Annotated in this window: 22 protein-coding genes; 6 read left to right on the top strand and 16 right to left on the bottom strand. The window is 62.8% G+C overall.

Going from position 1 to position 22758, the window contains the following annotated elements; translation table 11 throughout:
* The first annotated feature begins 21 nt into the window (after positions 1-21).
* Positions 22-1008, top strand: a complete 987-nt coding sequence (locus tag QM716_RS14430) for a 5'-3' exonuclease (RefSeq protein ID WP_283304742.1) — start codon at positions 22-24, stop codon at positions 1006-1008.
* Here QM716_RS14430 and QM716_RS14435 read toward each other — a convergent pair.
* From QM716_RS14435 to pafA, 7 genes are all read right to left on the bottom strand, one after another.
* Complete coding sequence (locus QM716_RS14435) at positions 992-1825, bottom strand: DUF4333 domain-containing protein (protein WP_283304743.1); 834 nt, start codon at positions 1823-1825, stop codon at positions 992-994. The two genes, QM716_RS14430 and QM716_RS14435, sit on opposite strands and share 17 nt — an antisense overlap.
* A 52-nt stretch (positions 1826-1877) precedes the next feature.
* Positions 1878-4589: a DEAD/DEAH box helicase gene (locus QM716_RS14440; protein WP_283304744.1), complete on the bottom strand. Its 2712-nt coding sequence runs from the start codon at positions 4587-4589 to the stop codon at positions 1878-1880.
* A 48-nt stretch (positions 4590-4637) separates the two neighbouring features.
* A complete protein-coding gene (gene tatC, locus QM716_RS14445; RefSeq protein ID WP_283304745.1) occupies positions 4638-5666 on the bottom strand; it encodes a twin-arginine translocase subunit TatC in 1029 nt (342 codons plus the stop codon).
* Between the two features lie 73 nt (positions 5667-5739).
* Positions 5740-6015 carry a Sec-independent protein translocase subunit TatA gene (gene tatA / locus QM716_RS14450; protein WP_003944836.1) on the bottom strand — a complete coding sequence of 92 codons (276 nt, stop codon included), beginning with the start codon at positions 6013-6015 and terminating at the stop codon, positions 5740-5742.
* Between the two features lie 134 nt (positions 6016-6149).
* Positions 6150-7127 (bottom strand): helix-turn-helix transcriptional regulator, encoded by a 978-nt coding sequence (locus tag QM716_RS14455; RefSeq protein ID WP_230815665.1) that lies wholly within the window; start codon positions 7125-7127, stop codon positions 6150-6152.
* Positions 7127-8137, bottom strand: a complete 1011-nt coding sequence (locus QM716_RS14460; protein WP_283304746.1) for a helix-turn-helix transcriptional regulator — start codon at positions 8135-8137, stop codon at positions 7127-7129. The genes QM716_RS14455 and QM716_RS14460 overlap by 1 nt, the downstream gene beginning before the upstream one ends.
* Before the next feature lie 110 nt (positions 8138-8247).
* The gene (gene pafA / locus QM716_RS14465) at positions 8248-9606 is read right to left on the bottom strand and encodes a Pup--protein ligase (protein WP_230815667.1); all 1359 of its coding nucleotides are present in this window, start codon (positions 9604-9606) and stop codon (positions 8248-8250) included.
* A gap of 144 nt (positions 9607-9750) precedes the next feature.
* Between pafA and QM716_RS14470 the strand changes: the two genes are divergently transcribed.
* A complete protein-coding gene (locus QM716_RS14470) occupies positions 9751-11169 on the top strand; it encodes a bifunctional phosphatase PAP2/diacylglycerol kinase family protein (RefSeq protein WP_283304747.1) in 1419 nt (472 codons plus the stop codon).
* A gap of 20 nt (positions 11170-11189) precedes the next feature.
* On the opposite strand, the gene prcA is transcribed toward QM716_RS14470, so the two are convergent.
* The 4 genes from prcA to dop all read right to left on the bottom strand — a co-directional run bounded on the left by prcA (position 11190) and on the right by dop (position 14671).
* Positions 11190-11957, bottom strand: coding sequence for a proteasome subunit alpha (gene prcA, locus QM716_RS14475; protein WP_283304748.1), 768 nt, complete (start codon positions 11955-11957; stop codon positions 11190-11192).
* Positions 11954-12832 carry a proteasome subunit beta gene (gene prcB / locus QM716_RS14480; RefSeq protein WP_283304749.1) on the bottom strand — a complete coding sequence of 293 codons (879 nt, stop codon included), beginning with the start codon at positions 12830-12832 and terminating at the stop codon, positions 11954-11956. Before prcB ends, prcA begins: the two co-directional genes overlap by 4 nt.
* Positions 12829-13023: a ubiquitin-like protein Pup gene (locus tag QM716_RS14485; protein WP_003944925.1), complete on the bottom strand. Its 195-nt coding sequence runs from the start codon at positions 13021-13023 to the stop codon at positions 12829-12831. Before QM716_RS14485 ends, prcB begins: the two co-directional genes overlap by 4 nt.
* A 148-nt stretch (positions 13024-13171) precedes the next feature.
* Positions 13172-14671, bottom strand: a complete 1500-nt coding sequence (gene dop / locus QM716_RS14490; RefSeq protein WP_283304750.1) for a depupylase/deamidase Dop — start codon at positions 14669-14671, stop codon at positions 13172-13174.
* A 58-nt stretch (positions 14672-14729) separates the two neighbouring features.
* On the opposite strand from dop, the gene QM716_RS14495 reads away from it, so the two are divergent.
* Positions 14730-15287 (top strand): NUDIX hydrolase, encoded by a 558-nt coding sequence (locus tag QM716_RS14495; RefSeq protein WP_283304751.1) that lies wholly within the window; start codon positions 14730-14732, stop codon positions 15285-15287.
* A 34-nt stretch (positions 15288-15321) separates the two neighbouring features.
* Here QM716_RS14495 and QM716_RS14500 read toward each other — a convergent pair whose 3' ends face one another.
* Both QM716_RS14500 and arc read right to left on the bottom strand, forming a co-directional pair.
* Entirely contained in the window at positions 15322-15999 is a 678-nt protein-coding gene (locus tag QM716_RS14500) for a TIGR00266 family protein (protein WP_283304752.1), read from the bottom strand.
* A 118-nt stretch (positions 16000-16117) separates the two neighbouring features.
* Entirely contained in the window at positions 16118-17893 is a 1776-nt protein-coding gene (gene arc / locus QM716_RS14505; RefSeq protein WP_003944870.1) for a proteasome ATPase, read from the bottom strand.
* Positions 17894-18088: 195 nt separating this feature from the next.
* Between arc and QM716_RS14510 the strand changes: the two genes are divergently transcribed.
* Positions 18089-18613 (top strand): WKL family lipoprotein, encoded by a 525-nt coding sequence (locus QM716_RS14510; RefSeq protein ID WP_283304753.1) that lies wholly within the window; start codon positions 18089-18091, stop codon positions 18611-18613.
* A 65-nt stretch (positions 18614-18678) separates the two neighbouring features.
* Here the strand turns inward: QM716_RS14510 and QM716_RS14515 are convergent, their stop codons facing one another.
* Entirely contained in the window at positions 18679-19653 is a 975-nt protein-coding gene (locus QM716_RS14515; RefSeq protein WP_283304754.1) for a tRNA (adenine-N1)-methyltransferase, read from the bottom strand.
* 87 nt (positions 19654-19740) lie between these two features.
* Here QM716_RS14515 and QM716_RS14520 point away from each other — a divergent pair, with 87 nt between their 5' ends.
* Entirely contained in the window at positions 19741-20631 is an 891-nt protein-coding gene (locus QM716_RS14520; RefSeq protein WP_502942043.1) for a RecB family exonuclease, read from the top strand.
* 1 nt (position 20632) lies between these two features.
* A complete protein-coding gene (locus QM716_RS14525) occupies positions 20633-21442 on the top strand; it encodes a thioesterase family protein (protein ID WP_283304756.1) in 810 nt (269 codons plus the stop codon).
* A 45-nt stretch (positions 21443-21487) separates the two neighbouring features.
* On the opposite strand, the gene hisG is transcribed toward QM716_RS14525, so the two are convergent.
* Both hisG and QM716_RS14535 read right to left on the bottom strand, forming a co-directional pair.
* Positions 21488-22339, bottom strand: a complete 852-nt coding sequence (gene hisG, locus QM716_RS14530) for an ATP phosphoribosyltransferase (RefSeq protein ID WP_095970083.1) — start codon at positions 22337-22339, stop codon at positions 21488-21490.
* A 97-nt stretch (positions 22340-22436) separates the two neighbouring features.
* Positions 22437-22700: a phosphoribosyl-ATP diphosphatase gene (locus QM716_RS14535; protein WP_003944933.1), complete on the bottom strand. Its 264-nt coding sequence runs from the start codon at positions 22698-22700 to the stop codon at positions 22437-22439.
* Positions 22701-22758 lie beyond the last annotated feature (58 nt).

Below are 22758 nucleotides of genomic sequence, written 5' to 3' on the forward strand. Positions count from 1 at the left end.
CCGCCTGGCAGGATGGTGATCATGAGTGGGCCATTGCTTCTCCTCGACGGTGCCAGCCTGTGGTTTCGTGCGTTCTACGCACTGCCCGAGTCATTCGTCGACCCCGACGGCAGACCTGTCAACGCGGTGCGCGGATTCACCGACATGGTTGCTTCCCTGATCACCAAACACCAGCCGAGTCGCCTCGCAGTATGCCTGGACTTGGATTGGCGACCACAGTTCCGCGTCGACGCCGTCCCGACGTACAAAGCGCATCGCGTCGAGGAAGGCTCTGACGGTTCGTCCGAGGAAGTTCCGGACACGTTGACACCTCAGGTCGACATGATCATGGACGTGCTCGCAGCAGCAGGTATCGCGACGGCGGGCGCCGTCGGGCTCGAAGCCGACGACGTGTTGGGAACGCTTGCCGCTACCGAGCGCGAAGATCTCACCGTCGTCGTCAGTGGTGACCGAGACCTTCTGCAGGTCGTCACCGACGAGTACGTGCCCGTTCGTGTCCTCTACGTGGGCCGCGGTTTGTCCAAGGCGGAACTTTTCGGACCGGTCGAGGTCGCCGAGAAGTACGGGGTACCCGATGACCGTGCGGGCGAGGCATACGCCGAACTCGCGGTACTGCGCGGAGACGCCTCCGACGGTCTACCCGGCATCAAGGGTGTCGGTGAGAAGACTGCGTCGACGCTGATGCTCCGCTACGGCTCGCTGGCCGGACTTCGCGCGGCCGCCGCGGATCCGGAATCGGATATGGCCAAGGGAATTCGCGCGAAACTCACCTCACCAGAGGCAATGGCATACCTCGACGCTGCGTTGCCGGTAGTACGAGTCGTTCGCGACGCGGACGTTCAGTTCTCGAAGGACGACCGACTCCCGGCGATCCCCGTCGATCCCGCACGCTTCGAGGAAGTGGCCGCCTCGCTGAACATCGAACGCTCGGCCGGCCGGCTTGCCGCCGCGCTGAAGGCTGCGGCGGCAGGCCGTTCCGACCAGTTGAGCGTCAGCTCGGGCGGCTGACCTCGTACGTGCCGTTGTCGTCGACAAACGTCACGGTCACGTTCGACTTGACGCCCGCGATCGAGAGCGTGCAGGTGAACTTGTTGCCTGACTTCACTTCCTGGTCCGCGGGGCACTGAACGTTGCTCACGTTCTTTGCCCCGTAGGACTCGGTGACGATCTTTTCGACGCCGGCCTGAGCCGCACTCTGATCGAGTGTGTTCTTGCCGAATACACCGAACACCAGGGCAACCACCACAGCCGCCAGAACAACGAGAACACCGATCGCACCGAAGATCAGGGGCTTCTTCGACTTGCCCGCCTGGTTTCCGGGCGCACCTGGGCTCGGGAACGGCTGAGCCTGGTTCCACTGGTTCTGCTGTCCCGGAGCTTGGCCGGGAGCCGCGGCGCCCCACGCCTGCTGAGGTGCGGCTGCAGGAGGCTGACCCCACGCCTGGGTTGCATCCGGTGCCTGCTGTTGCCCGGGCTGGCCCCACGGCTGAGCTGGAGGTTGTTGCTGGGGTTGTCCCCACGGCTGTTGCTGGCCGGGTTGTCCTTGTCCAGGCTGCTGCGGCTGACCGTATGCCGGCTGGACACCCGGCTGCCCGGGCTGGCCGTAGGCAGGTTGTCCCCACGGCTGTTGCTGGCCGGGTTGTTGACCGGGCTGCTGTGTCTGACCAGGCTGACCCCACGGCTGCTGCTGGCCGGGCTGCTGACCAGGCTGCTGTTGTCCGCCCGGCTGCTGGGGATTCTGCCCCCACTGCTGTTCGTTCGGCTGCTGCTGATCACCAGGACCCCATTGCCGATTCGGATCGTTCGGTCCGTAAGGCCCGCTCATGTTCGCCTCCCACTCGAAATACCAGTCTGCGAATCAAACCACATAGTTGCGGTCATGCTGCGTCGACAGCAACCACCCCGCGACGAATGGCAGCTACCGCCCGCGCCGCGGTCTTCGCGACGTCGGCGTCCGTCGATGTCAGTCGGACCTGATCGAGGAGATCGATCACCTGGCGACACCAGCGGACAAAATCACCCGCAGACAGCGCGCGACCTTGCACTCCGGCCGCGATCAGAGCGTCGACCAGCGAGTTTTCACTAGCCCAGTGGTAAACGGCAGTGACGAATCCGAGATCGGGTTCGCGCGTCGGCGGCAGCTTGTGGCGAATCTCGTCCGACCGCAATTCGCTCCACAGTCGTTGAGTGTCGTTGAGCGCGTGGCGAAGTGCGGCGGTCGGCACCCGATCGACCGTGTCGCCGTCTCGACGTGATTCGTAGACCACCGAGGAGACGACAGCCGCCAGCTCGGCCGGACCGAGACCTGTCCACGCACCGGTCCGCAGGCACTCGGCGACCAGAAGGTCGCTTTCCGAATAGATGCGACTGAGTCGTCGTCCGGATTCGGTGACTTCGGGCGCTGCTTCGGCAGTCATGTACTCACGCTCTTTGAGTAACGCGATGATTCGGTCGAATGTTCGCGCCAACGAGTTGGTGGTGGCCGCGGCCTTTTCCCTCATCGCCTGCGTTTCGCGGGCCAGCCGGTTGTAGCGCTCACCGATCCGGCTCAGATGTTCGCGATCGGGCCAGCTGTGGCACGGATGCGAGCGAATAGCGCGTCGCAAAGTAGCGACCTCGGCATCTTCGGACGCGCCCGCCTTGTGGCGCTTCTTCCGCCGAGGGGCGCTGATTCCGGTGCTACGCAACGCCGAAGCCAGATCGCGCCGGATCCGGGCGGTGTGGTGATCGACATGCTTGGGCAGCCGCATCTTTCCCAGAGCCTCGGCTGCTTCCGGGAAATCGCTCGAGGAGAGTCGGCCGGCCCACTGATCGGCAGTCAGAACCAACGGACGGGGGTCTTTCGGATCGTTGTCCGGAACGAGGACCACTGCCACGCCGGAATGACGACCGATGGGAATCGCGATCACGTCACCGCGGGCGAGTGCACGGAGGGACTCCACGGCATCTTCGCGACGATCCTCGCGGCCCTTACGTTCGAGCGCCCGCTCGCGCGCACTGAGCCGCTCACGCAACGACGCGTATTCGAAGTACTCGCCGTCCGCGCCACCGAGTTTCTCCTGCAAACCCTTCAGTGCTTCTTCGTTCCGCTCAATGCCACGCACCAGGCCGACCACCGAGCGGTCCGCTTGGAACTGTGCGAAGGAACGCTCGAGCAGCTTGCGTGAATCAGCCGCTCCCATGCGCTCGACGAGGTTGATCGACATGTTGTACGAGGGGCGGAACGAACTGCGGAGCGGGAACGTCCGTGTCGACGCCAAGCCGGCGACATCCGTCGGCTCGACCCCGGGCTGCCACAGGACCACCGCGTGTCCTTCGACGTCGATACCGCGTCGGCCGGCCCGGCCGGTCAGCTGCGTGTACTCCCCCGGTGTCAGTTCGGCATGCGACTCACCGTTGTATTTGACCAGTCGTTCGAGCACCACCGTGCGTGCCGGCATGTTGATACCGAGGGCCAATGTCTCGGTCGCGAAGACCGCTCGCACGAGACCTTTGACGAACAGTTCCTCGACTGTCTGCCGGAATGCCGGCAGCATGCCCGCGTGGTGGGACGCCAGTCCGCGTCGCAGTGCCTTGCACCAGTCCCGATATCCGAGGACTTCGAGATCTTCCTCGGGTAGTTCCCCGGTGTGCTTCTCGATGATGGTGTCGATATCGCGAACCTGCTCCGGAGAAGTCAGGTCGAGTCTGGACCGCAGGCACTGTGCAAGTGCCGCATCACAACCGGCGCGGCTGAAGATGAAGGTGATCGCCGGGAGCAGCCCGGACTGATCGAGCTGAGCGATGACGTCAGGTCGCGGCAAGGGTCGGAAATCGTTGGAACTCTGGTAGCTGCCACGCCGTCCGCGGCCACGCGGCTGCCAGCTCTCGACGCGTTCGAGAGCCTGACGCTGCTTGACGTGGCGAACCAGATCCTGGTCGACGAGTACGGTCTTCGGCCCAGCCGAAGGATGACTACGACTGTCGAAGAGATCGAAGATCCGTCGACCGACCATGATGTGCTGCCACAGCGGGATCGGCCGCGTCTCGTCCACGACCACGGTGGTGTCGCCGCGGACGGTTTCCATCCAGCCACCGAACTCTTCGGCGTTGCTCACGGTCGCCGACAAGCTCACCAGGCGAACATCCTCGGACAGGTGCAGGATCACTTCCTCCCACACCGCCCCGCGGAACCGGTCGGCCAGGTAATGCACTTCGTCCATGACGACGTGCGAAAGCCCGCGCAGTGCCTCGGAGTTGGCGTAGAGCATGTTCCGCAGGACTTCGGTGGTCATCACGACCACCGGCGCGTCCGAATTGATGCTCGAATCACCCGTCAGTAGCCCGACCTCGCTCGGGCCGTAGCGCTCGACGAGTTCTGCGTACTTCTGATTGCTCAATGCCTTGATCGGCGTCGTGTAGAAACACTTGCGGCCGGCCGCGAGAGCCAGGTGGACAGCGAACTCGCCGACCACGGTCTTGCCTGCGCCGGTTGGTGCGCAGACAAGGACTCCGTGGCCCGCTTCGAGCGCAACGCATGCCTTCACCTGGAATGGATCGAGTTCGAACTTCAGGCTGGACGCAAATGTGCTCAGTTCGCTCTTGTTCATAACCACCTCGTCAGGGTTTCACACGCCGCCGACGTGGTGGCACGGCGCTCAGAGAGTGTCAGTGAAATCCTGGCCGGGTGCATTGCCGCCGCCGGCATCGGATTTCTTCGCGGCCGGAGCCTTGGGCTTGGACTTACGTCCGAACAATCCACTCGATTCGGCCTTGGGTTTGGTCGGATTGTCGAAAGCCTCGTTCAGATCGGACGGAGCCGAGATGGAGGAAGCTTCCTCGTCGGAGATTGCGCCCCAGTCTTCACCGGCTCGCTTGGCCTTACGTCTGTCGTTGAGGCGAGCGATCTGGACCGCGACCTCGAAGAGAAGCGTCAGGGCCAATGCGAGCGCCAGCATCGAGAACGGATCCGAACCCGGCGTGGCAACTGCGGCAAAAACGAACAGCCCGAAAATCAATCCTCGACGCCAGGCCTTCAAACGCTCGTACGTCAGAATGCCGGCGAAGTTCAGCACGACCACGAGCAACGGAATCTCGAAGCTGACACCGAAGATGAGCAGCAAATTGATGATGAAGCCGAAGTACTCCGAACCGCTGAGCGCGGTGATCTGGACGTTGTCGCCGATGGTCAGGAGGAAGTGCAAAGCCTTTGCCACGACGAGGTACGCCAGAATCGCGCCGAGAATGAACAGGGCGGCACCCGCGGTGACGAATCCGACCGCGTATCGACGTTCCTTTGCATAAAGGCCCGGGGTGATGAAGGCCCACAATTGGTACAGCCACACAGGGCAGGCAAGGACGATGCCGGCGGTGAGCGCCACTTTGAATCGCAGCATGAACTGCTCGAACGGTCCGGTCGCGAGCAATCGGCACGCGTCGTCGGTGCTGAGGTTGGCGCGGCTCTCGGACGGAAGCTCGCAATACGGTCCGCGAAGCAGATCGCCCAGGCTCTCGAAACCGAGTATCGAATGTGAATACCAGAAGAAGCCGAACGCCGTGGTGATGATCACGCCGAGGAATGCGAACAACAAACGAGTCCGCAATTCGTACAGGTGGTCGACCAACGACATGGTGCCGTCTGGATTGACCTTCCGCTTGCGGTTACGCGGGTCTAACGGAATACGCACTGTGCATCCTGGTCTTGGTCAGCAGAGAACCGGGGTGAACGAATATTTCACCCCGGCTGGAACGCAGTGTGTACTAGAGCGGCTTGACTTCGGTCGGCTGCGCAACAGGGGCTGCTGCACCGTTTGCGACCACCGCGGTGTTGGCCGTCGGCAACTGTGCCGGAGCAGGCTGTGCGACCGGCGCGCTTGCGGGCGCCGCATCGTCGTTCTGCATTTCCTTGACTTCGCTCTTGAAGATGCGGAGGGAACGACCCAAACCGCGTGCTGCATCGGGAAGCTTCTTCGACCCGAACAGAATTACGACGACAACAGCGACAATCAGCCAATGCATCGGCTGCATTGCACCCATAACGACCTCCCATGATCAGATTCCTCGATGCTACCGGACACAACAGGCACTCGGAGGTGTCAAAGCACTTACTTCAGCTACCTTTTACCTGTTTGTTTCCTGCGAACTCACTGAAGGTGAAGTTTCCCGAAGTTTTACGAACCGATTACGTCGTACGCGTCGAGTGCCGCAACGGCCCGATCATGGACTTCGGAAACCAATTCCGGCGGATGCAGGACGCGAACACCCTCACCGAACCCGAGGACCAGCCTTGCCATCCACTCGAGAGTTCCGAAACTCATCGTCGCCTCGACTGAGCCGTCGTCGTTCACGTGCACGACGTCCATCGGGTAGTAGTCGAGCATCCACACCCACTCTTTGGTGATGAACAACCGTGCTTCCGGAAGGGAACCGTCGCCGCTGAACAACTCGAGATTCGAGTCCTCCTCGAGGGCTTGTGGCGGAGGATCGGCAGGTTCGTCGAGTTGGACGGCGGCGTCGATCCGATCGAATCTGAACAACCGCACACCCTCGGCTTGGCGACACCAGGCCTGGAGGTAGCTGTAGTTGTCGACCAACACGATGCGAACGGGATCGACGATGCGCTCGGAGACCGCGTCTCGCGAGGCCGAGTAATACGTCAGTCGGAGGGCGGTCTTGTCTGCGAGCGCGGCTCTGACCGTCGCGGCGATCGGGTCTTCGGCGATATCCGGAGCCGGCGAAGTACTGCGATCTTGGCCGACGGCTCGCGCCGCGGCCGAGCCTGCTGCGTCCTCGATCTTCGCGATAGCGCGCTGTGCCGAAGACGGATCAACCATGCCCGGCATTTCGACCAACGACCGTAGAGCAATCAGCAACGCCGTCGCCTCCGTGGAGGTGAGCCGCAACGGACGATCGATCCCGGCCGAGAACGTGACCTCGATGCTTTCTTCGGAGAAGGACAGGTCGATGAGATCGCCCGGACCGTACCCGGGCAGTCCACAGACCCACAGCTGATTGAGGTCGGTCATCAGTTGAGTGGTGCTGACACCGAGTTCCTCGGCGGCCTCGGCGGGACTGATGCCCGGATTCGCGATGAAGTACGGCACGAGGTTGAGCAGCCGCGCCAACCGAGATGACAGTCGATTGCTCATCAGTTCTCCCCCTGTCCGTCATTGCCGGTGATAGGGCGCGCCGCGGCGCGCAGCTTCGCGACGACCTCCGCACGCAAATCCGGTGGGTCCAACACCAGTGCATCCACCCCGTGTCCGGCGATCAACCGAGCGGTCCACTCCCAGGATCGGACGGGGATGGACAGCACGCTGCCGTCGCGATCGGTCAACCGCCGATCGGACGCCGACGTCGCAAGCCGGCGAAGCTCGTGTGCGCGACCGTCTGCGACCCACACCGTAGCGGTCCCGGTCACCACGCCCGACCCGGTCACCCGATCGACGACCTCGCGAAGATCGACACCCTCGGGTTTGTGGACCGATCCGGCGGGCCCGAACTCCCTGACGTCGTCACCGATCCGGGAGAGCCGGAAGGTTCTCACCGCATCACGATCGACGTCGTGCCCGACCAGGTACCACTTGCCGTTGTGCGTGACGACGCCCCACGGTTCGACGGTGCGTTCGGTGAACGGTTCGTTCAATGCCCCGCGGTGCTGAAAATGAACTGCTCGGCCGGCGTCGACCGCTGCAAGCAGCTTTCCGAGGGCGGGCTCCGAGCCGCGGGTGCGTGCGGGAATCGCAGTAACCGGTGCGGCACTGACTTCTGCGTCGACCTGCACGCCGGCCGCTCGGAGTTTGAGGAGCGCGCTCTGGGCTGCCGAAATAAGTTCCGGAGATTCCCACAACTGCACCGCGACGGCGACGGCAGCAGATTCCTCGCTGGTGAGATCCACGTCCGGAAGCTCGTAGGCATTGCGATTGATCCGGTACCCCTCGACCGTCGAGAACCGTCCTGCCAGACCGGTTTCCAACGGGACACCCAGGTCACGAAGTTCGTTCTTGTCGCGCTCGAACATGCGGCTGAACGCTTCGTAATTCGCGGAATCGTTGTACCCGGCCACACTGTCGCGGATTTTCTCCGCCGTGAGGAACTGTCTGGTGGACAGCAATGCGATCACCAGGTTCATCAACCGCTCGATTTTTGATGTCGCCACGCCGAAATCCTAGTGGCTATCCGATAACCGAACGCGCGCCGGACACTTTCGTGCCCGGCGCGTCGCCGTAAAACAGACCTGCCGTCTTGTACATCGTGAAAATCGGTGACCTACATCGAAGCGATCAAACGCTCCACACGCTCATCGACAGAACGGAACGGGTCCTTGCAGAGCACAGTTCTTTGCGCCTGATCGTTGAGCTTGAGGTGAACCCAGTCGACCGTGAAGTCCCGGCCGGCGGCCTGGGCTGCGGTGATGAAATCGCCCCGCAGCTTGGCGCGGGTGGTCTGCGGCGGATTCTCGACGGCTTCGTCGATCGTCTCGTCCTCGGTGACCCGCTTGACCAAGCCTTTGCGCTGCAGCACGTCGAAGACGCCGCGGCCACGTTTGATGTCGTGGTAGGCCAAGTCGAGCTGCGCGATCTTGGGATCGGACAGATCGAAGCCGTGACGGTCCTGGTAGCGCTGGAACAGCTTGCGCTTGATGACCCAGTCGATCTCCGTGTCGACCTTCGCGAAATCCTGAGCCTCGACGGCATCGAGGGTACGACCCCAGAGATCGACAACCTGCTCGACCTGTGGGTCTGGTTCGCGGTTACGCAGATGTTCGACTGCCTTGGAGTGGTACTCGCGCTGAATATCGAGAGCACTGGCCTGACGTCCACCGGCCAGCCGGACAGGCTTCTTGCCGGTCACGTCGTGGCTGACCTCGCGAATGGCACGAATCGGATTGTCCAGGGCGAAATCGCGGAACGAAACTCCGGCCTCGATCATTTCGAGCACGAGTGCTGCAGAACCGACCTTGAGCATCGTCGTCGTTTCGGCCATGTTCGAATCGCCGACGATCACGTGCAGACGGCGGTACTTCTCGGCGTCCGCGTGCGGTTCGTCGCGGGTGTTGATGATCGGACGCGAACGAGTGGTCGCCGACGAGACGCCTTCCCAGATGTGTTCCGCACGCTGTGAGAGGCAGAACGTCGCAGCCTTCGGTGTCTGCAGCACCTTGCCGGCGCCGCAGATCAACTGGCGCGTGACGAGGAACGGCAACAAGACATCCGAAATCCGGGAGAACTCACCGGCGCGCGCGACGAGAAAGTTCTCGTGGCATCCGTACGAGTTTCCGGCCGAGTCGGTGTTGTTCTTGAAGAGGTAGATGTCGCCACCGATCCCCTCCTCGGCGAGTCTCGCCTCGGCGTCGATCAGCAGTTCTTCGAGCACACGCTCACCGGCTCGGTCGTGATTGACCAACTGGATGAGGCTGTCGCACTCTGCCGTCGCGTACTCCGGGTGCGAACCCACATCCAGGTACAAGCGGGCTCCGTTGCGGAGGAAGACGTTGGAGCTGCGACCCCACGACACGACACGACGGAAGAGGTAACGAGCAACCTCGTCGGGGCTCAGTCGCCTGTGCCCGTGAAAGGTGCAGGTAACGCCGAATTCCGTCTCGATACCCATGATTCGTCTCTGCACACTTCGACAGTACAACCAGAATGCGAGGTTCACCCGTGTACTTCGATCGCGTCGTACGTCACGACTCGACAACGTCGGGCGGCGGCATACTGTGACGGTGTGAGCCTTATTCGCCGAAAAGTTGTCCGAAGCGACGTCAAAGTCATGGAAAGTACTGGAGCACTGCGCCCTTCCGTGCTCGACCCGACCATGCGGTTTCTCTCCAGAGCGGCCGATCACGGCGTTTTGTGGATGGTTGTCGCCGCCTTGCTCGCGATGATCGGTGGCCGCCCCAGGAGGGCAGCGGCACGTGGGATGCTCGCACTTGCCGGTTCGAGCGCGCTGGCCAACGGCATACTCAAGCCCCTGTTTCCCCGGCGGCGCCCACCGGCGCGTGTCTGGCTGAGCCCGAAGCGAGGAGTCGACATTCCGACGTCGTCCTCGTTCCCCTCTGGTCACTCGTCATCAGCGGCGGCATTCACCGCGGCAGTGGCCATGGAATCCCCGGCGGCAGGCGCGGCCCTCTCACCACTGGCCGCAGCGGTCGCGTACTCACGCGTTCACAACGGAGTGCACTGGCCGTCCGACGTGTTCGCCGGCCTCGCGGTTGGCGGCGCTATTGCCGCCGGCACGCGGCGCTGGTGGGCGGTGCGCGACGAAGAACCGGCCGAACTCGGACCCGAGTGCGTGGTTCCCGCGCTCCCGCGCGGAGAAGGCTTGCTGGTCTTCACCAATCCGGGTTCGGGATCCGAGGACGACGGGATCGTGGAATCGATTCGAGAATTACTACCGGAAGCGATCGTCTACGAGTTCGACGCGGACATCGACTTCGACATGCAGATCGATGCCAAGATCCCCGAACTCTCGCCGAAAGCGTTGGGAGTATGCGGGGGCGACGGAACAGTGGTCACAGTCGCGACTGCGGCAACAAAGCACGAGCTACCACTTGCGGTTTTTCCCGGCGGAACATTGAACCACTTCGCCCGTGACGTCGGTGCCGTGAACGTCGAGGAGACCGCACAGGCAGTCGAGTCCGGTCAGGCGGCATTTGTCGACCACGCGGTGGTGCGCACGGATTCCGGAGTGACTGCACGGTTTCTCAACACCGCCAGCCTGGGCGGATACCCGGACGCCGTGCGGCTGCGGGAGAAGTGGGAGCCGCGATTCGGTAAATGGCCGGCCGCGGGCGCCGCAATGATCCGTGTTCTCGCGGCGGCGGAGCCGATGACTGTCACCATCGACGGGAAGCGGAGCACCATCTGGATGCTGTTCGTCGGAAACGGGCGATACTCCCCCGCTGATCAGGTGCCGATGTCGCGTCCGGAGATGAACCGTGGACTACTCGACGTCCGTTACCTGCGCGCGGACAAGAAGTTCTCGCGCTCACGTCTTCTGTTTGCGGCTGCCACAGGAACATTGGGCAGCTCGAGGGTCTACGTTCGCGAACTCGTGTCGTCGATGTCGGTGCGAGTGGCCGATTCACCGGTAGCCATCGCCACCGACGGTGAGGTGGTGGCGGACGCGCGCCGGTTCGATTTCGACACCGAACCGGGCGCGGTGGCCGTCTACAGAATCACGCAATAACTCCCAGACCTACGCAGTAACTACGAGGGTGCGTCGCCGTTTGCCGGCGGCGCATCCTCAGTCGCTGCCGGAGCTGGAAGCATCTCTTCCAATGCCGTTCCGGCGATTCGTTTGAACGCGCGGCGTGGACGGTTGCTGTCGAGGACGGCAACCTCGAGCGCACTCACATCGAGTGTTCGCGGTTCCGCCTCAGTGGTTCCGGCCGGTGCCGGGCCACCCTTTTGAAGCGCCCCTACCGCGATCCGCACTGCGGATTCGAGGTCGAGGTCTCGCTGGTACGACTCGCGCATCGCCGTCACGATCGGTTCGGTTGTACCGCCCATGACCACAAATTCCTGCTCGTCCGCGATGGAACCGTCGTACGTGATCCGGTAGAGCTGAGCCGACGTACTGCTTCCGAAGCGGCCGATCTCGGCAACGCAGATCTCGACCTCGTACGGCTTGGGCTGCTCGGTGAAGATCGTTCCCAAGGTCTGCGCGTACGCATTGGCGAGGGAACGCCCCGTGACATCCCGACGGTCGTACGAGTACCCGCGCATGTCCGCGTGCACGATGCCCGCGCGGCGCAGATTCTCGAACTCGTTGTACTTGCCTACTGCAGCAAAACCGAGACGGTCGTACAGTTCGCTGACCTTGTGCAGCGCCCGCGACGGATTCTCCGCGACAAAGAGAACTCCGTCGCGGTAGGTGAGAACGACGACGCTGCGTCCGCGGGCAATTCCTTTGCGCGCCAATTCCGAACGATCGCGCATGATCTGTTCGGCTGATGCGTAGTACGGCATCGTCATAGCGCAGACTCCCCTTCCGGACTCGCGGTCGCAGTGCGAGCCGCGACGATCTCCCTGGCAATCTCGGCAGCCCGCGTCGTCGACAACTCCACCGCGCCGGCCGAGGTGATGGTGACCGCTGTCGGATAGATCCCGCGTGTCAGATCGGGACCACCGGTAGCCGAATCGTCATCTGCTGCGTCGTACAGCGCTTCGACTGCGAACCGAAGCGCAGTGGCCTCGTCGATTCCCGGGGAATACAGCTTCTTGAGCGCCGATTTAGCGAACAGCGAACCCGACCCGACTGCGTGATACCCCGCGCGCTCCTCGTATCGCCCACCGACGACGTCGTAGGAGACGATCCGCCCGGCCGTTGACGGATCGACCGCGTCCAAGTCGTAACCCACCAGCAGCGGCACGACCGCCAATCCCTGCATCGCCGCTCCGAGATTTCCTCGAACCATCGACGAAAGTCGATTGGCCTTACCGTCGAAGGTGAGAGGGACGCCTTCGATCTTCTCGTAATGTTCGAGTTCGACCGCGAAAAGCCGAACCAGTTCGATTGCGATCCCGGCCGTTCCGGCGATACCCGCAGCCGAGTAATCGTCGGTGACGTACACCTTCTGCACGTCACGGCTGGCGATGAGGTTGCCCATCGTCGCTCGGCGATCACCAGCGAGCAGAACACCACCCGCATAGCTGATCGCGACGATGGTGGTGCCGTGCGGCGCTACGTCTCCCCCGCCCATGACAACACCTCCTGTGTCGGCGAAGCGGTTCTGCGGAAGATGCTCGGGTGCATGCACCCGAAGGTATTCCGAGAATGACGACAGATTCGAGCCGAAGCTCAAGCGTGTGTCCCCGTCTGTGATCCGGGGCGCGCGATCCACCGTCACTGGCCGCCCTTCTGGACATAGGCGCGGACGAAGTCCTCGGCGTTCTCTTCCAACACGTCGTCGATCTCGTCGAGCAGGTCGTCGGTTTCTGCAGCCAGCTTCTCGCGACGTTCCTGGCCGGCACTTCCGTCGCCACCAGTGGTTTCGTCGTCTTCGCCGCCACCGGCACGCTGCGTCTGTTCTTGAGCCATCGCCGTCGACCTCCTTGTGTGAAGGGAGCTCTCGCGAGCATCCTGTTCGGCCCAGCAGAGTCGGTAACTGATCCCGCTCGGACCTTCACCCTACCGAGCGGCACCGTCAGGTGTGGAGAGACGCGACGGCGAGCCGCATCGGCTGATTTCAGTGAGTGAGCTGATCTACCAATTCTGCGGCGCTGTCGACGGAGTCGAGCAACGCTCCGACGTGCGCTTTGGTGCCTCGAAGCGGCTCGAGCGTGGGGATCCGGATCAACGACTCGCCCCCGAGATCGAAGATGACCGAATCCCAGCTCGCAGCCGCGATATCGGCACCGAACCGACGCAGGCACTCGCCGCGAAAGTATGCGCGAGTGTCGGTGGGAGGGTTCATGACCGCGTCGAGAACCTGCTGTTCGGTGACCAGCCGCTCCATGGAGCCGCGAGCAACCAGGCGGTTGTACAGCCCCTTGTCGAGCCGTACGTCGGAATACTGCAGATCCACCAGATGCAATCGCGGCGCCGACCACGCGAGTCCCTCACGATTGCGGAAACCTTCGAGCAGACGCAGTTTGGCCGGCCAGTCGAGGATGTTCGCGCACTCCATGGGATCGCGTTCGAGGAGATCGAGAACCATCGCCCACTTGGCGACGATATCGTCCGCTCGCGGATCACGATCGGTCTCACGATCGAGGAACTTCGAGACACGTTCGAGGTAAATACGTTGCAGCGCAAGCCCTGTCAGTTCACGTCCGTCGGCCAGCGCGACGGTCTTGCGCAGAGTCGGGTCGTGGCTGATGTGGTGGACAGCAGTGACCGGACGTGCCAGTTGCAGATCGGTGAGGTCGACACCTGCCTCGATCAGGTCGAGTACCAGCGCGGTTGTTCCCACCTTGAGGTACGTCGACATCTCCGCGAGGTTCGCATCACCGATGATGACGTGCAGACGGCGATACTTGTCCGCATCCGCGTGCGGTTCGTCGCGGGTGTTGATGATTCCGCGCTTGAGCGTGGTCTCGAGGCCTACTTCGACCTCGATGTAGTCGGATCGCTGCGAAAGCTGGAATCCGGCCTCGTCGCCGGACTGACCGAGACCCACACGACCGGAACCGCAGATCACCTGCCGTGACGCGAAGAACGGCGTCAAGCCGGTCACGATCGAGGCGAACGGGGTGTCACGCGAGCAGAGGTAGTTCTCGTGCGTGCCGTACGACGCACCCTTGCCGTCGACGTTGTTCTTGTACAACTGCAGCCGTGGTGCGCCCGGCACACTGGACGCGTGCCGCGCAGCCGCTTCCATGACACGTTCGCCGGCCTTGTCCCAGATCACGGCATCGAGCGGGTCGGCGACCTCGGGGGCCGAGTACTCCGGATGGGCATGGTCGACGTACAACCGTGCCCCGTTGGTGAGAATCATGTTCGCGGCGCCGATCTCGTCCGCGTCGATCACCGGTGCGGGACCGCTCATTCTCCCCAGATCGAAGCCTCGGGCGTCACGAAGCGGAGATTCGACCTCGTAGTCCCAGCGTGTGCGCTTGGCCCGTGGCACGCCCGCTGCGGCGGCGTAGGCAAGCACCGCCTGGGTTGAAGTGAGAATCGGATTCGCCGACGGCTCACTGGGTGAAGATATTCCGTATTCGACCTCGACACCGATGATCCGCTGCATGACACAAGAGCCTATGTGATTGCGGCGCGGTGCCGACAGGCGTGGCACAGTTGGAGGAATGCACCAACCTCTCACCGCAGACCTGAATCCCGCGGACGAGGTAGTCGCCGTGTACGACCGGACGGGTAATCCGGTCGGCCGCGCTTCACGCTCCGTCGTCTACTCGGGTGGGCTCTGGCACGCGAGCGCAGGAGTCCTCGTTCGCACCGAGGACGGCTCGCACATCTACGTCCATCGCCGAACCGACACGAAAGCGGTGTTCGGGGGCTATCACGACTGTCTTGCCGGGGGTGTCGTGGATCCAGGTGAGACGCCGCAGGAAACTGCGATCCGTGAAGTTGGTGAAGAACTCGGCATCTTCGGAACGGCAGATCAGCCGCTCCAACTGACGGAGATCGCTCGAAAATCCTGGGACGGCGAGTGGAACAACTCTCCGCTGCGCTGTCACCTGTTTGCGTTCGAACTCAGGTACGACGGCCCGATGGCACATCAACCCAGCGAAATCGCCGAAGGTTGGTGGTGGACGCCGAAAGAACTCGGCGCCCACCTGCAGGACCCGTCGTGGCTGTTCGTTCCGGACTCACGCGCTCTGCTGGCCGACTATTGCTGGAGCTGAACACCGCTGGAGCTCAACACCGCTGGGACTGTGATCAGCCCGGGGTGATCGCCGAGAGCCACGCCGCAAACGCACTGGGGTTGCGGGTCTGCGCGAGAACGCGTCCGGGGCCGGTGAAGTCGAAGACAAATCCTTCGCCGGACTTCATGGACTGAATGGTGCGCCCCTGAACGGCGCGTCGCATGTTGAAGGTCATCCCGAGGTCGTAGGCGACCACGTGACCGGTGTCGATCGTGATCGTCTCGCCCGGCTGCAAGTCGATGACGTCGATCGCGCCGTAGACGGCCAGGACTACCTCACCGTCGCCACTTGCCCGCAGACCGAATCCGCCCTCACCGCCGAAGAGGTTGGACATGCCTCCCCACTTGGACTCGACCGTCACGCCGTAGGAGTTGGCCAACCAGGTTCCACGGTTGAGGAAGAACGGGCGATCGGACGTGATGGTGAGCGGGATCAGATCGCCGGGAAGAACGCCCGTCACATCGACCCAACCACCCTGTGGCGGAGCGGTATACGTCGTGACGAAAAACGATTCTCCACTGAGCATCGACCGCTTGAGGCCTTGCAGGACGCCGCCCTGCGCCTTCGCTTCGAGAACTACGCCGGCGGAATGCGCGAGCATTGCCCCGCTCTCCACGCGCAGCGGTTCCCCGGGCGCGAGGTAGCAGCGAGCGACGGTGGACGACGGATTGTGTCGAAGATGTATCTGCACGGCGGGACTCTAAACCAGCGCGACCGACCGGTCCAATCGCAGCGAAGGGAACAGCAGCGACACATCGATCGGGCCGACGACTCTCGAAGAGTGGCCGGCCCGATCGGTGTTCGTTTCGCTACAGATACTGACCCGTGTTCGACTCCGTGTCGATCGCGCGGCTGGCACTGGCGTTCTTGCCCGTGACGAGAGTGCGGATGTAGACGATCCGCTCCCCCTTCTTGCCCGAAATACGTGCCCAGTCATCAGGATTGGTGGTGTTGGGCAGATCCTCGTTCTCGGCGAACTCGTCGACGATGGAATCGAAGAGGTGCTGTACACGCAAGCCCGGAGCACCGGTGTCGAGCACCGACTTGATCGCGTACTTCTTGGCACGGTCGACGATGTTCTGGATCATCGCACCCGAGTTGAAGTCCTTGAAGAACAGAACTTCCTTGTCACCGTTTGCATACGTGACCTCGAGGAAACGATTCTCTTCGCTCTCCGCGTACATGCGATCGACGACGCGAACGATCATCGCCTTCAAGCATGCAGTGCGATCTCCACCGAACTCGGCGAGGTCGTCCGCATTGATCGGCAGACCGTCCACCAGGTACTTCGAGAAGATGTCCTGAGCAGATTCCGCGTCGGGACGCTCGATCTTGATCTTCACGTCCAGTCGGCCCGGACGCAGGATGGCCGGGTCGATCATGTCCTCACGGTTGGACGCACCGATGACGATGACGTTCTCGAGCCCTTCCACGCCGTCGATCTCGCTGAGCAGCTGTGGAACGACCGTGGTCTCCACGTCGGAGGAGACTCCCGAACCACGGGTGCGGAAGATCGAGTCCATCTCGTCGAAGAAGACGATCACCGGAGTGCCCTCGGACGCCTTCTCGCGAGCTCGCTGGAAGATCATCCGAATGTGACGCTCGGTTTCGCCGACGAACTTGTTCAGAAGTTCCGGGCCTTTGATGTTCAGGAAGTAGGACTTGGCGTCCTTGCTGTCCTGGCCCCGGGCTTCGGCGATCTTCTTGGCCAACGAGTTGGCGACGGCCTTGGCGATGAGCGTCTTACCGCAACCGGGCGGACCGTAGAGCAGTACACCCTTCGGCGGTCGCAGCGAGTACTCGTGGAACAGGTCCTTGTGCAGGAACGGAAGCTCGACGGCGTCACGGATCTGCTCGATCTGACGACCGAGACCACCGATGTCGTCGTAGTGAACGTCCGGAACTTCCTCGAGAACCAGATCCTCGACCTCGGCCTTCGGGATGCGCTCGAAGGCGTATCCGGCCTTGGTGTCGACGAGCAACGAGTCACCGGGACGCAGTTTTCTGGTCGGAGAATCGGCGTCGTACGCGATGATGTCGGCTTCGGGGTCGGCGAAGACAGCCGCCAACGGTGCTGCGAGCCAGACGATGCGCTCCTCGTCGGCATGCCCGACCACCAGCGCGCGCAGTCCGTCGTCGAGTACCTCACGGAGCGTGCTGATCTCGCCGACCTGCTCGTAGGTGCCTGCCTCGACGATGGTGAGTGCCTCGTTGAGGCGAACCGTCTGTCCGAGGGCAAGTGTGTCCGTGTCGATGTTCGGTGAGCACGTCAATCGCATCTTGCGACCGGACGTGAACACATCGACGGTCTTGTCCTCGTGTACCGAGAGAAGGACTCCGTAACCGCTCGGCGGCTGACCGAGTCTGTCGACTTCTTCACGAAGTGCGATGAGCTGCTGACGGGCCTCCTTGAGAGTGTCCATCAGCTTGCTGTTTCGGATGGACAGCGAGTCCACCTTCGACTCCAGCTCACGCACCTGCTCCGGCGATTGTGCGAGTTGTCGGCGCAGTACCTGTGCTTCCACTCGTAGCGCGTGGAGTTCTTCTGCTGCCGCAACCGAATCCGGGTTCTCTGTCGAGCTCATGTGCGTCTCCTCCCAGTGCGATCCATCAACGCTACCGGCATAAGGCCCCAACTGTCGCCAGACACGGTGCGCGAGTGCGAATTCACACCCGCGCGGGGGCCGTGCCGACTGGTCTCGAGCCAGATTTTGGTCATGTTAGCCTTGCCTACAAGATGGAGACAGCGCCTGTCTCTCTTTACAACGAAAGGTAACGCTGTGATCATCCGCAAGACTCTCATCAGCGCTTGTGCCGTCGCTGCTGTCCTGACCATGGGTGCATGCAGCTCGGACGACAACAAGGATTCGACGGCTGCCAGCTCGACGTCCGCCGCCGTCTCGAGCACCACGGCCAAGGCCTCGGCTTCCGCCACGACGTCAGCCGCGGCTGCCGCAGCGGCTCCGACGGCCGACGAGCTCAACGCTTCGCTCGTCGCTCTGATCGATCCGGCGAAGCCGATCGAGGAGAAGACCGCTCTGGTGGTCGACGGAACGAAGCGTCAGGCCAACATCGAGACGATGAGTGCTGCGCTGGGCGGTAACCCGGCCTACGCGATCACGTTCACCGTGGACAACGTCAAGGTGGACGGTCAGACCGCAACCGCCGACGTCGCCGTCGTCAGCCCTCATGGCGCTGCTCCGGCAATGCCCTGGACCTGGGAGCTCGAAGACGGCTCCTGGAAGCTGTCCGACACCTCGGCTTGCGTGCTCCTGGAAATGGGCCGCGCTTCCTGCACCGCATAGGTTTCAGGCAACAGAAAGAGCGGCGATCCGGATACCGGATCGCCGCTCTTCTTGTTTTCCTGTGACTACTTGGCTGCGGTATTCGAACCCTTGCCCGCGCGCCGCTGGGGTTTCGGGGTGACAGTTCCTTCGGCCAGACGACGAGCGCTCACGAGGAACGCGGTGTGGCCCTGCATCCGATGTTCGGGGCGCACTGCCAAACCGACGACGTGCCACCCGCGCACGATCGATTCCCACGACCGGGGCTCGGTCCAGCATTCCTGCTCGCGCATCGCCTCGACGACCTTCGAGAGCTGAGTAACCGTCGCGACGTAGACGATCAGCACGCCGCCAGGCACGAGCGCCTTCGAGACGGCGGGCAGGACGTCCCACGGAGCCAGCATGTCGAGTACGACGCGATCGACCTTGCCGCCGTGCGCTTCCGGATCGAACTCCGCGAGATCGGCGATGGTCAGTTCCCAGTTCGGGGGACGCTCCCCGAAGAAGGTCTCTACGTTGCGAACCGCGTGTTCGGCGTGATCGTCGCGGACCTCGTAGGAGATGACCTTGCCCTCGGGACCGACAGCGCGCAGCAGTGAACACGTCAGTGCGCCGGAGCCGGCTCCTGCTTCGAGCACGCGCGCTCCGGGGAACACGTCGCCCTCGTGGACGATCTGAGCCGCGTCCTTCGGGTAGATGACCTGGGCACCGCGCGGCATGGAGAGCACGTAGTCGACCAGTAGTGGGCGCAGTGCGAGATAGGGCGTTCCGTTGACCGACTTGACGACGCTGCCCTCGTCGGCACCGATCAGGTCGTTGTGAACGATTCCACCCTTGTGGGTGTGATACTCACGGTTCGCCTCGAGGACGATCGTGTAATGCCGTCCCTTGCCGTCGGTCAGCTGGACGCGGTCGCCGACGCGGAACGGTCCCGATGGCCTCTTACCCGGCGCGGTGAGATCAGCTTCTGGAATCTCTTGTTCGGGAATCTCGGCGACAGCGGACTGCGCAACCTCATCCATTTCGGTCGTGACTTCTTCTGGTTGCAGCTCGTTCGCCATGCGCAGATGATCCCTGTTCGCTTGTTTCCGGTGTCCTCGCCACCGGCTCCGACGGAGTTGTCGGACCAACCGCATAGCCTGCCAGGTGTGAGCTCTGTCGAATTGCCAACCCCCACTCCAACGGGTGCAACATCACACGAGCGCCCGCGTAGTCGGCCGGCGCTCTCTCCGTCTCGGGCGGGTGACTACAAACAATGCCCCCTGCTCTACCGTTTTCGAGCGGTCGACAGAATTCCGGAAACACCGACCAGAGCCCAGGTCAAAGGCACCGTCGTACACGCGGCGATGGAAGCGCTGTTTGCACTCCCGGCCGGTCACCGGGTTCCTGATCGCGCAGCTGAACTCGTCCGGCCTGCGTGGGAGCGTGTCAGTGCCGAGTCTCCCGAGGCGGCCGATCTGATTCCGGAGGACGAGCTGGATTCGTTTCTCGGTGAAGTCGGCAAGCTCGTCGCGACGTACTACACGCTCGAAGATCCCACTCGATTCGATGCCGAGGCGTGCGAGGTGTACGTCGAGACCGAATTGGACAACGGCGTTCGACTCCGCGGCTTCGTCGACCGGATAGACGTTGCGCCTACGGGCGAGGTGCGGGTGGTCGACTACAAGACCGGGAAGGCTCCTCGCGAGTTCACCGAGTCCAAAGCGCTCTTCCAGATGAAGTTCTACGCGCTCGTACTGCTGCGCACTCGCGGAATCGTTCCCGCGCAACTGCGCCTGATCTACTTGGCCTCCGGCTCGATTCTCACGTACGCCCCGGACCACGACGAGCTGATCAGATTCGAACGAACCCTCTCCGCCATTTGGAAGGCGATCCTCGCAGCAGGTGCGACCGGAGACTTCAGACCCAAGCCTGGCAAACTGTGCGACTGGTGCGATCACAAGTCACTGTGCCCCTCGTTCGGCGGAACACCACCGCCGTATCCAGGCTGGCCGGATCTGACGAGCACCGAACCTGTTGTCGCAAAGGAGAATTCATAACATGACGGACAGTTCGTATTACCGCTACCTCGGAACGACGGAGGAAGGGCACGAGCGGTTCGCGAGCACGCAGGCAACTGTCAGCATCTGGGGCCCGACGCTGCAGCACGGCGCTCCCCCGTCAGCGCTGTTGGTACGAGCCCTCGAGCGGTGCGGTGCGCGCGACGAAACCCGTCTGACGCGTGTCGTCGTCGAGATTCTCGGACCGATTCCGATCGCCGACCTCGAACTCCGGTCCTGGATCGAACGACCCGGTCGCCGAATCGAATTGATTGTCGCCGAACTGTGGGCGACCACCACCGACGGATCTGCACGCGCTGTTGCACGAGGGACGGCATGGCGGATGGAGACGGTGGATACCGGTGACGTCGTCCACGTTGTCGATCCCCCGCTCGAACCCCGCGACGGTGGAACCCCGGGCGTTCTCGAGGGTCTCTGGAGCGTCGGGTACCTCAAGACCCTCGACTGGTCCTGGATTGCTCCGATCGGGTGCGTGGGCACCGGAAAGGTGTGGGCACGCCCCAAGCCCGAGCTGGTCGAGGGCGAGAAGATGTCTGCCCTCGAGCGCTTGTTCGCGGTGGCCGACATCTCCAACGGCGTCGGCGCCAAGCTCGACCCGGAGCACTGGACGTTCCTCAATACCGATCTCACGGTGCACATCTTCCGCGTGCCCGAGGGTGACTGGGTCGGTGTCGCCGCCGAAACCACAACCGGTCCGGACGGCGTCGGCATGTGTGCGGGTGTGCTCTACGACGAGCAGGGTGCCGTCGGCCGTATCGCCCAGACTTTGCAGATTCGCGCCCGTTCCTGACTTCAGGAACGGGCGCGAATACGCGTAAATCTGTTCAGGCAGTGATCAGAAAGCGCGTACCGAGCGAATGTTCGACGCGAGGATGGCCTTGGCACCGAGTTCCGCCAAGGCATCCATCACCTGGTTGTGTCCCTTGATCGGGACCATCGCGCGAACCGCGACCCAGTCGGGATCGGCCAACGGCGAGAGTGTCGGCGACTCCATACCGGGGGTCATCTTGATGGCATCGTCGAGAATGGTGCGCGGGCAGTCGTAGTCGATCATCAGATTCTGCTGAGCGAAGACAATTCCGCGTACGCGTTCGATGAGCTGGTTGCGTGCGGGATCGTCCTGCGGGGCGCCGGTGCGCTCGATCAGCACACCCTCGGAATCGCAGAGCGATTCGCCGAATGCCACGAGGTTGTGTTGACGGAGAGTGCGACCCGATCCGACCACGTCGGCGATCGCGTCGGCGACACCGAGCTGAATCGAAATCTCCACGGCGCCGTCGAGACGGATGACGGTGGCATCGAGTCCGCGATCTGTGAGGTCCTTACGGACGAGGTTCGGGTACGACGTCGCAATGCGAAGGCCGGACAGATCCTCGACCGTCCAATCCTTGCCGGCCGGTGCTGCGTAGCGGAACGACGAACGGCCGAAGCCCAGCGACAGACGCTCGGACACGGGAGCTCCCGAGTCGCCGGCGAGGTCGCGACCGGTGATGCCGAGATCCAGTTCACCGGAGCCGACGTAGATCGCAATGTCCTTGGGGCGCAAGAAGAAGAACTCGACCTGGTTGGCAGGATCGAGGACCGTCAGATCACGGGAATCGGTGCGTCGACGGTAGCCGGCCTCACTGAGAATCTCGGCGGCGGACTCGGACAGTGAGCCTTTGTTGGGAACTGCTACGCGCAGCATGGTGGATGTCCTTTCGGAAGGTGTGGTTGACGTGAGACGACGTGAATCGGAAGCCCTGGACCAGCGAGATGGCGAACATCTCGCTGGTCAGCTCCGATCACAGATGTCGGTACACGTCCTCGAGGGTCAGTCCGCGACCGACCATCAACACCTGCGTCCAGTACAGCAACTGGGAAATTTCCTCGGCTAGCTGCTCATCGCTCTGGTATTCCGCGGCGATCCACACTTCACCGGCTTCCTCGATGACCTTTTTGCCCTGCGCATGCACACCGGCGTCGAGGGCGGCGACAGTGCCGGACCCCTCGGGGCGAGTAGCAGCACGCTCGGTCAATTCGGCGAACAAGGATTCGAAGGTCTTCACGGGTAGACATTCTTTCACGAGGACGGAAGCGGTTTTCACACGCCCACGAACAGCGGTG

The organism is Rhodococcus sp. IEGM 1409 (assembly GCF_030056735.1).
In the GTDB taxonomy this organism is placed as follows: domain Bacteria; phylum Actinomycetota; class Actinomycetes; order Mycobacteriales; family Mycobacteriaceae; genus Rhodococcus_F.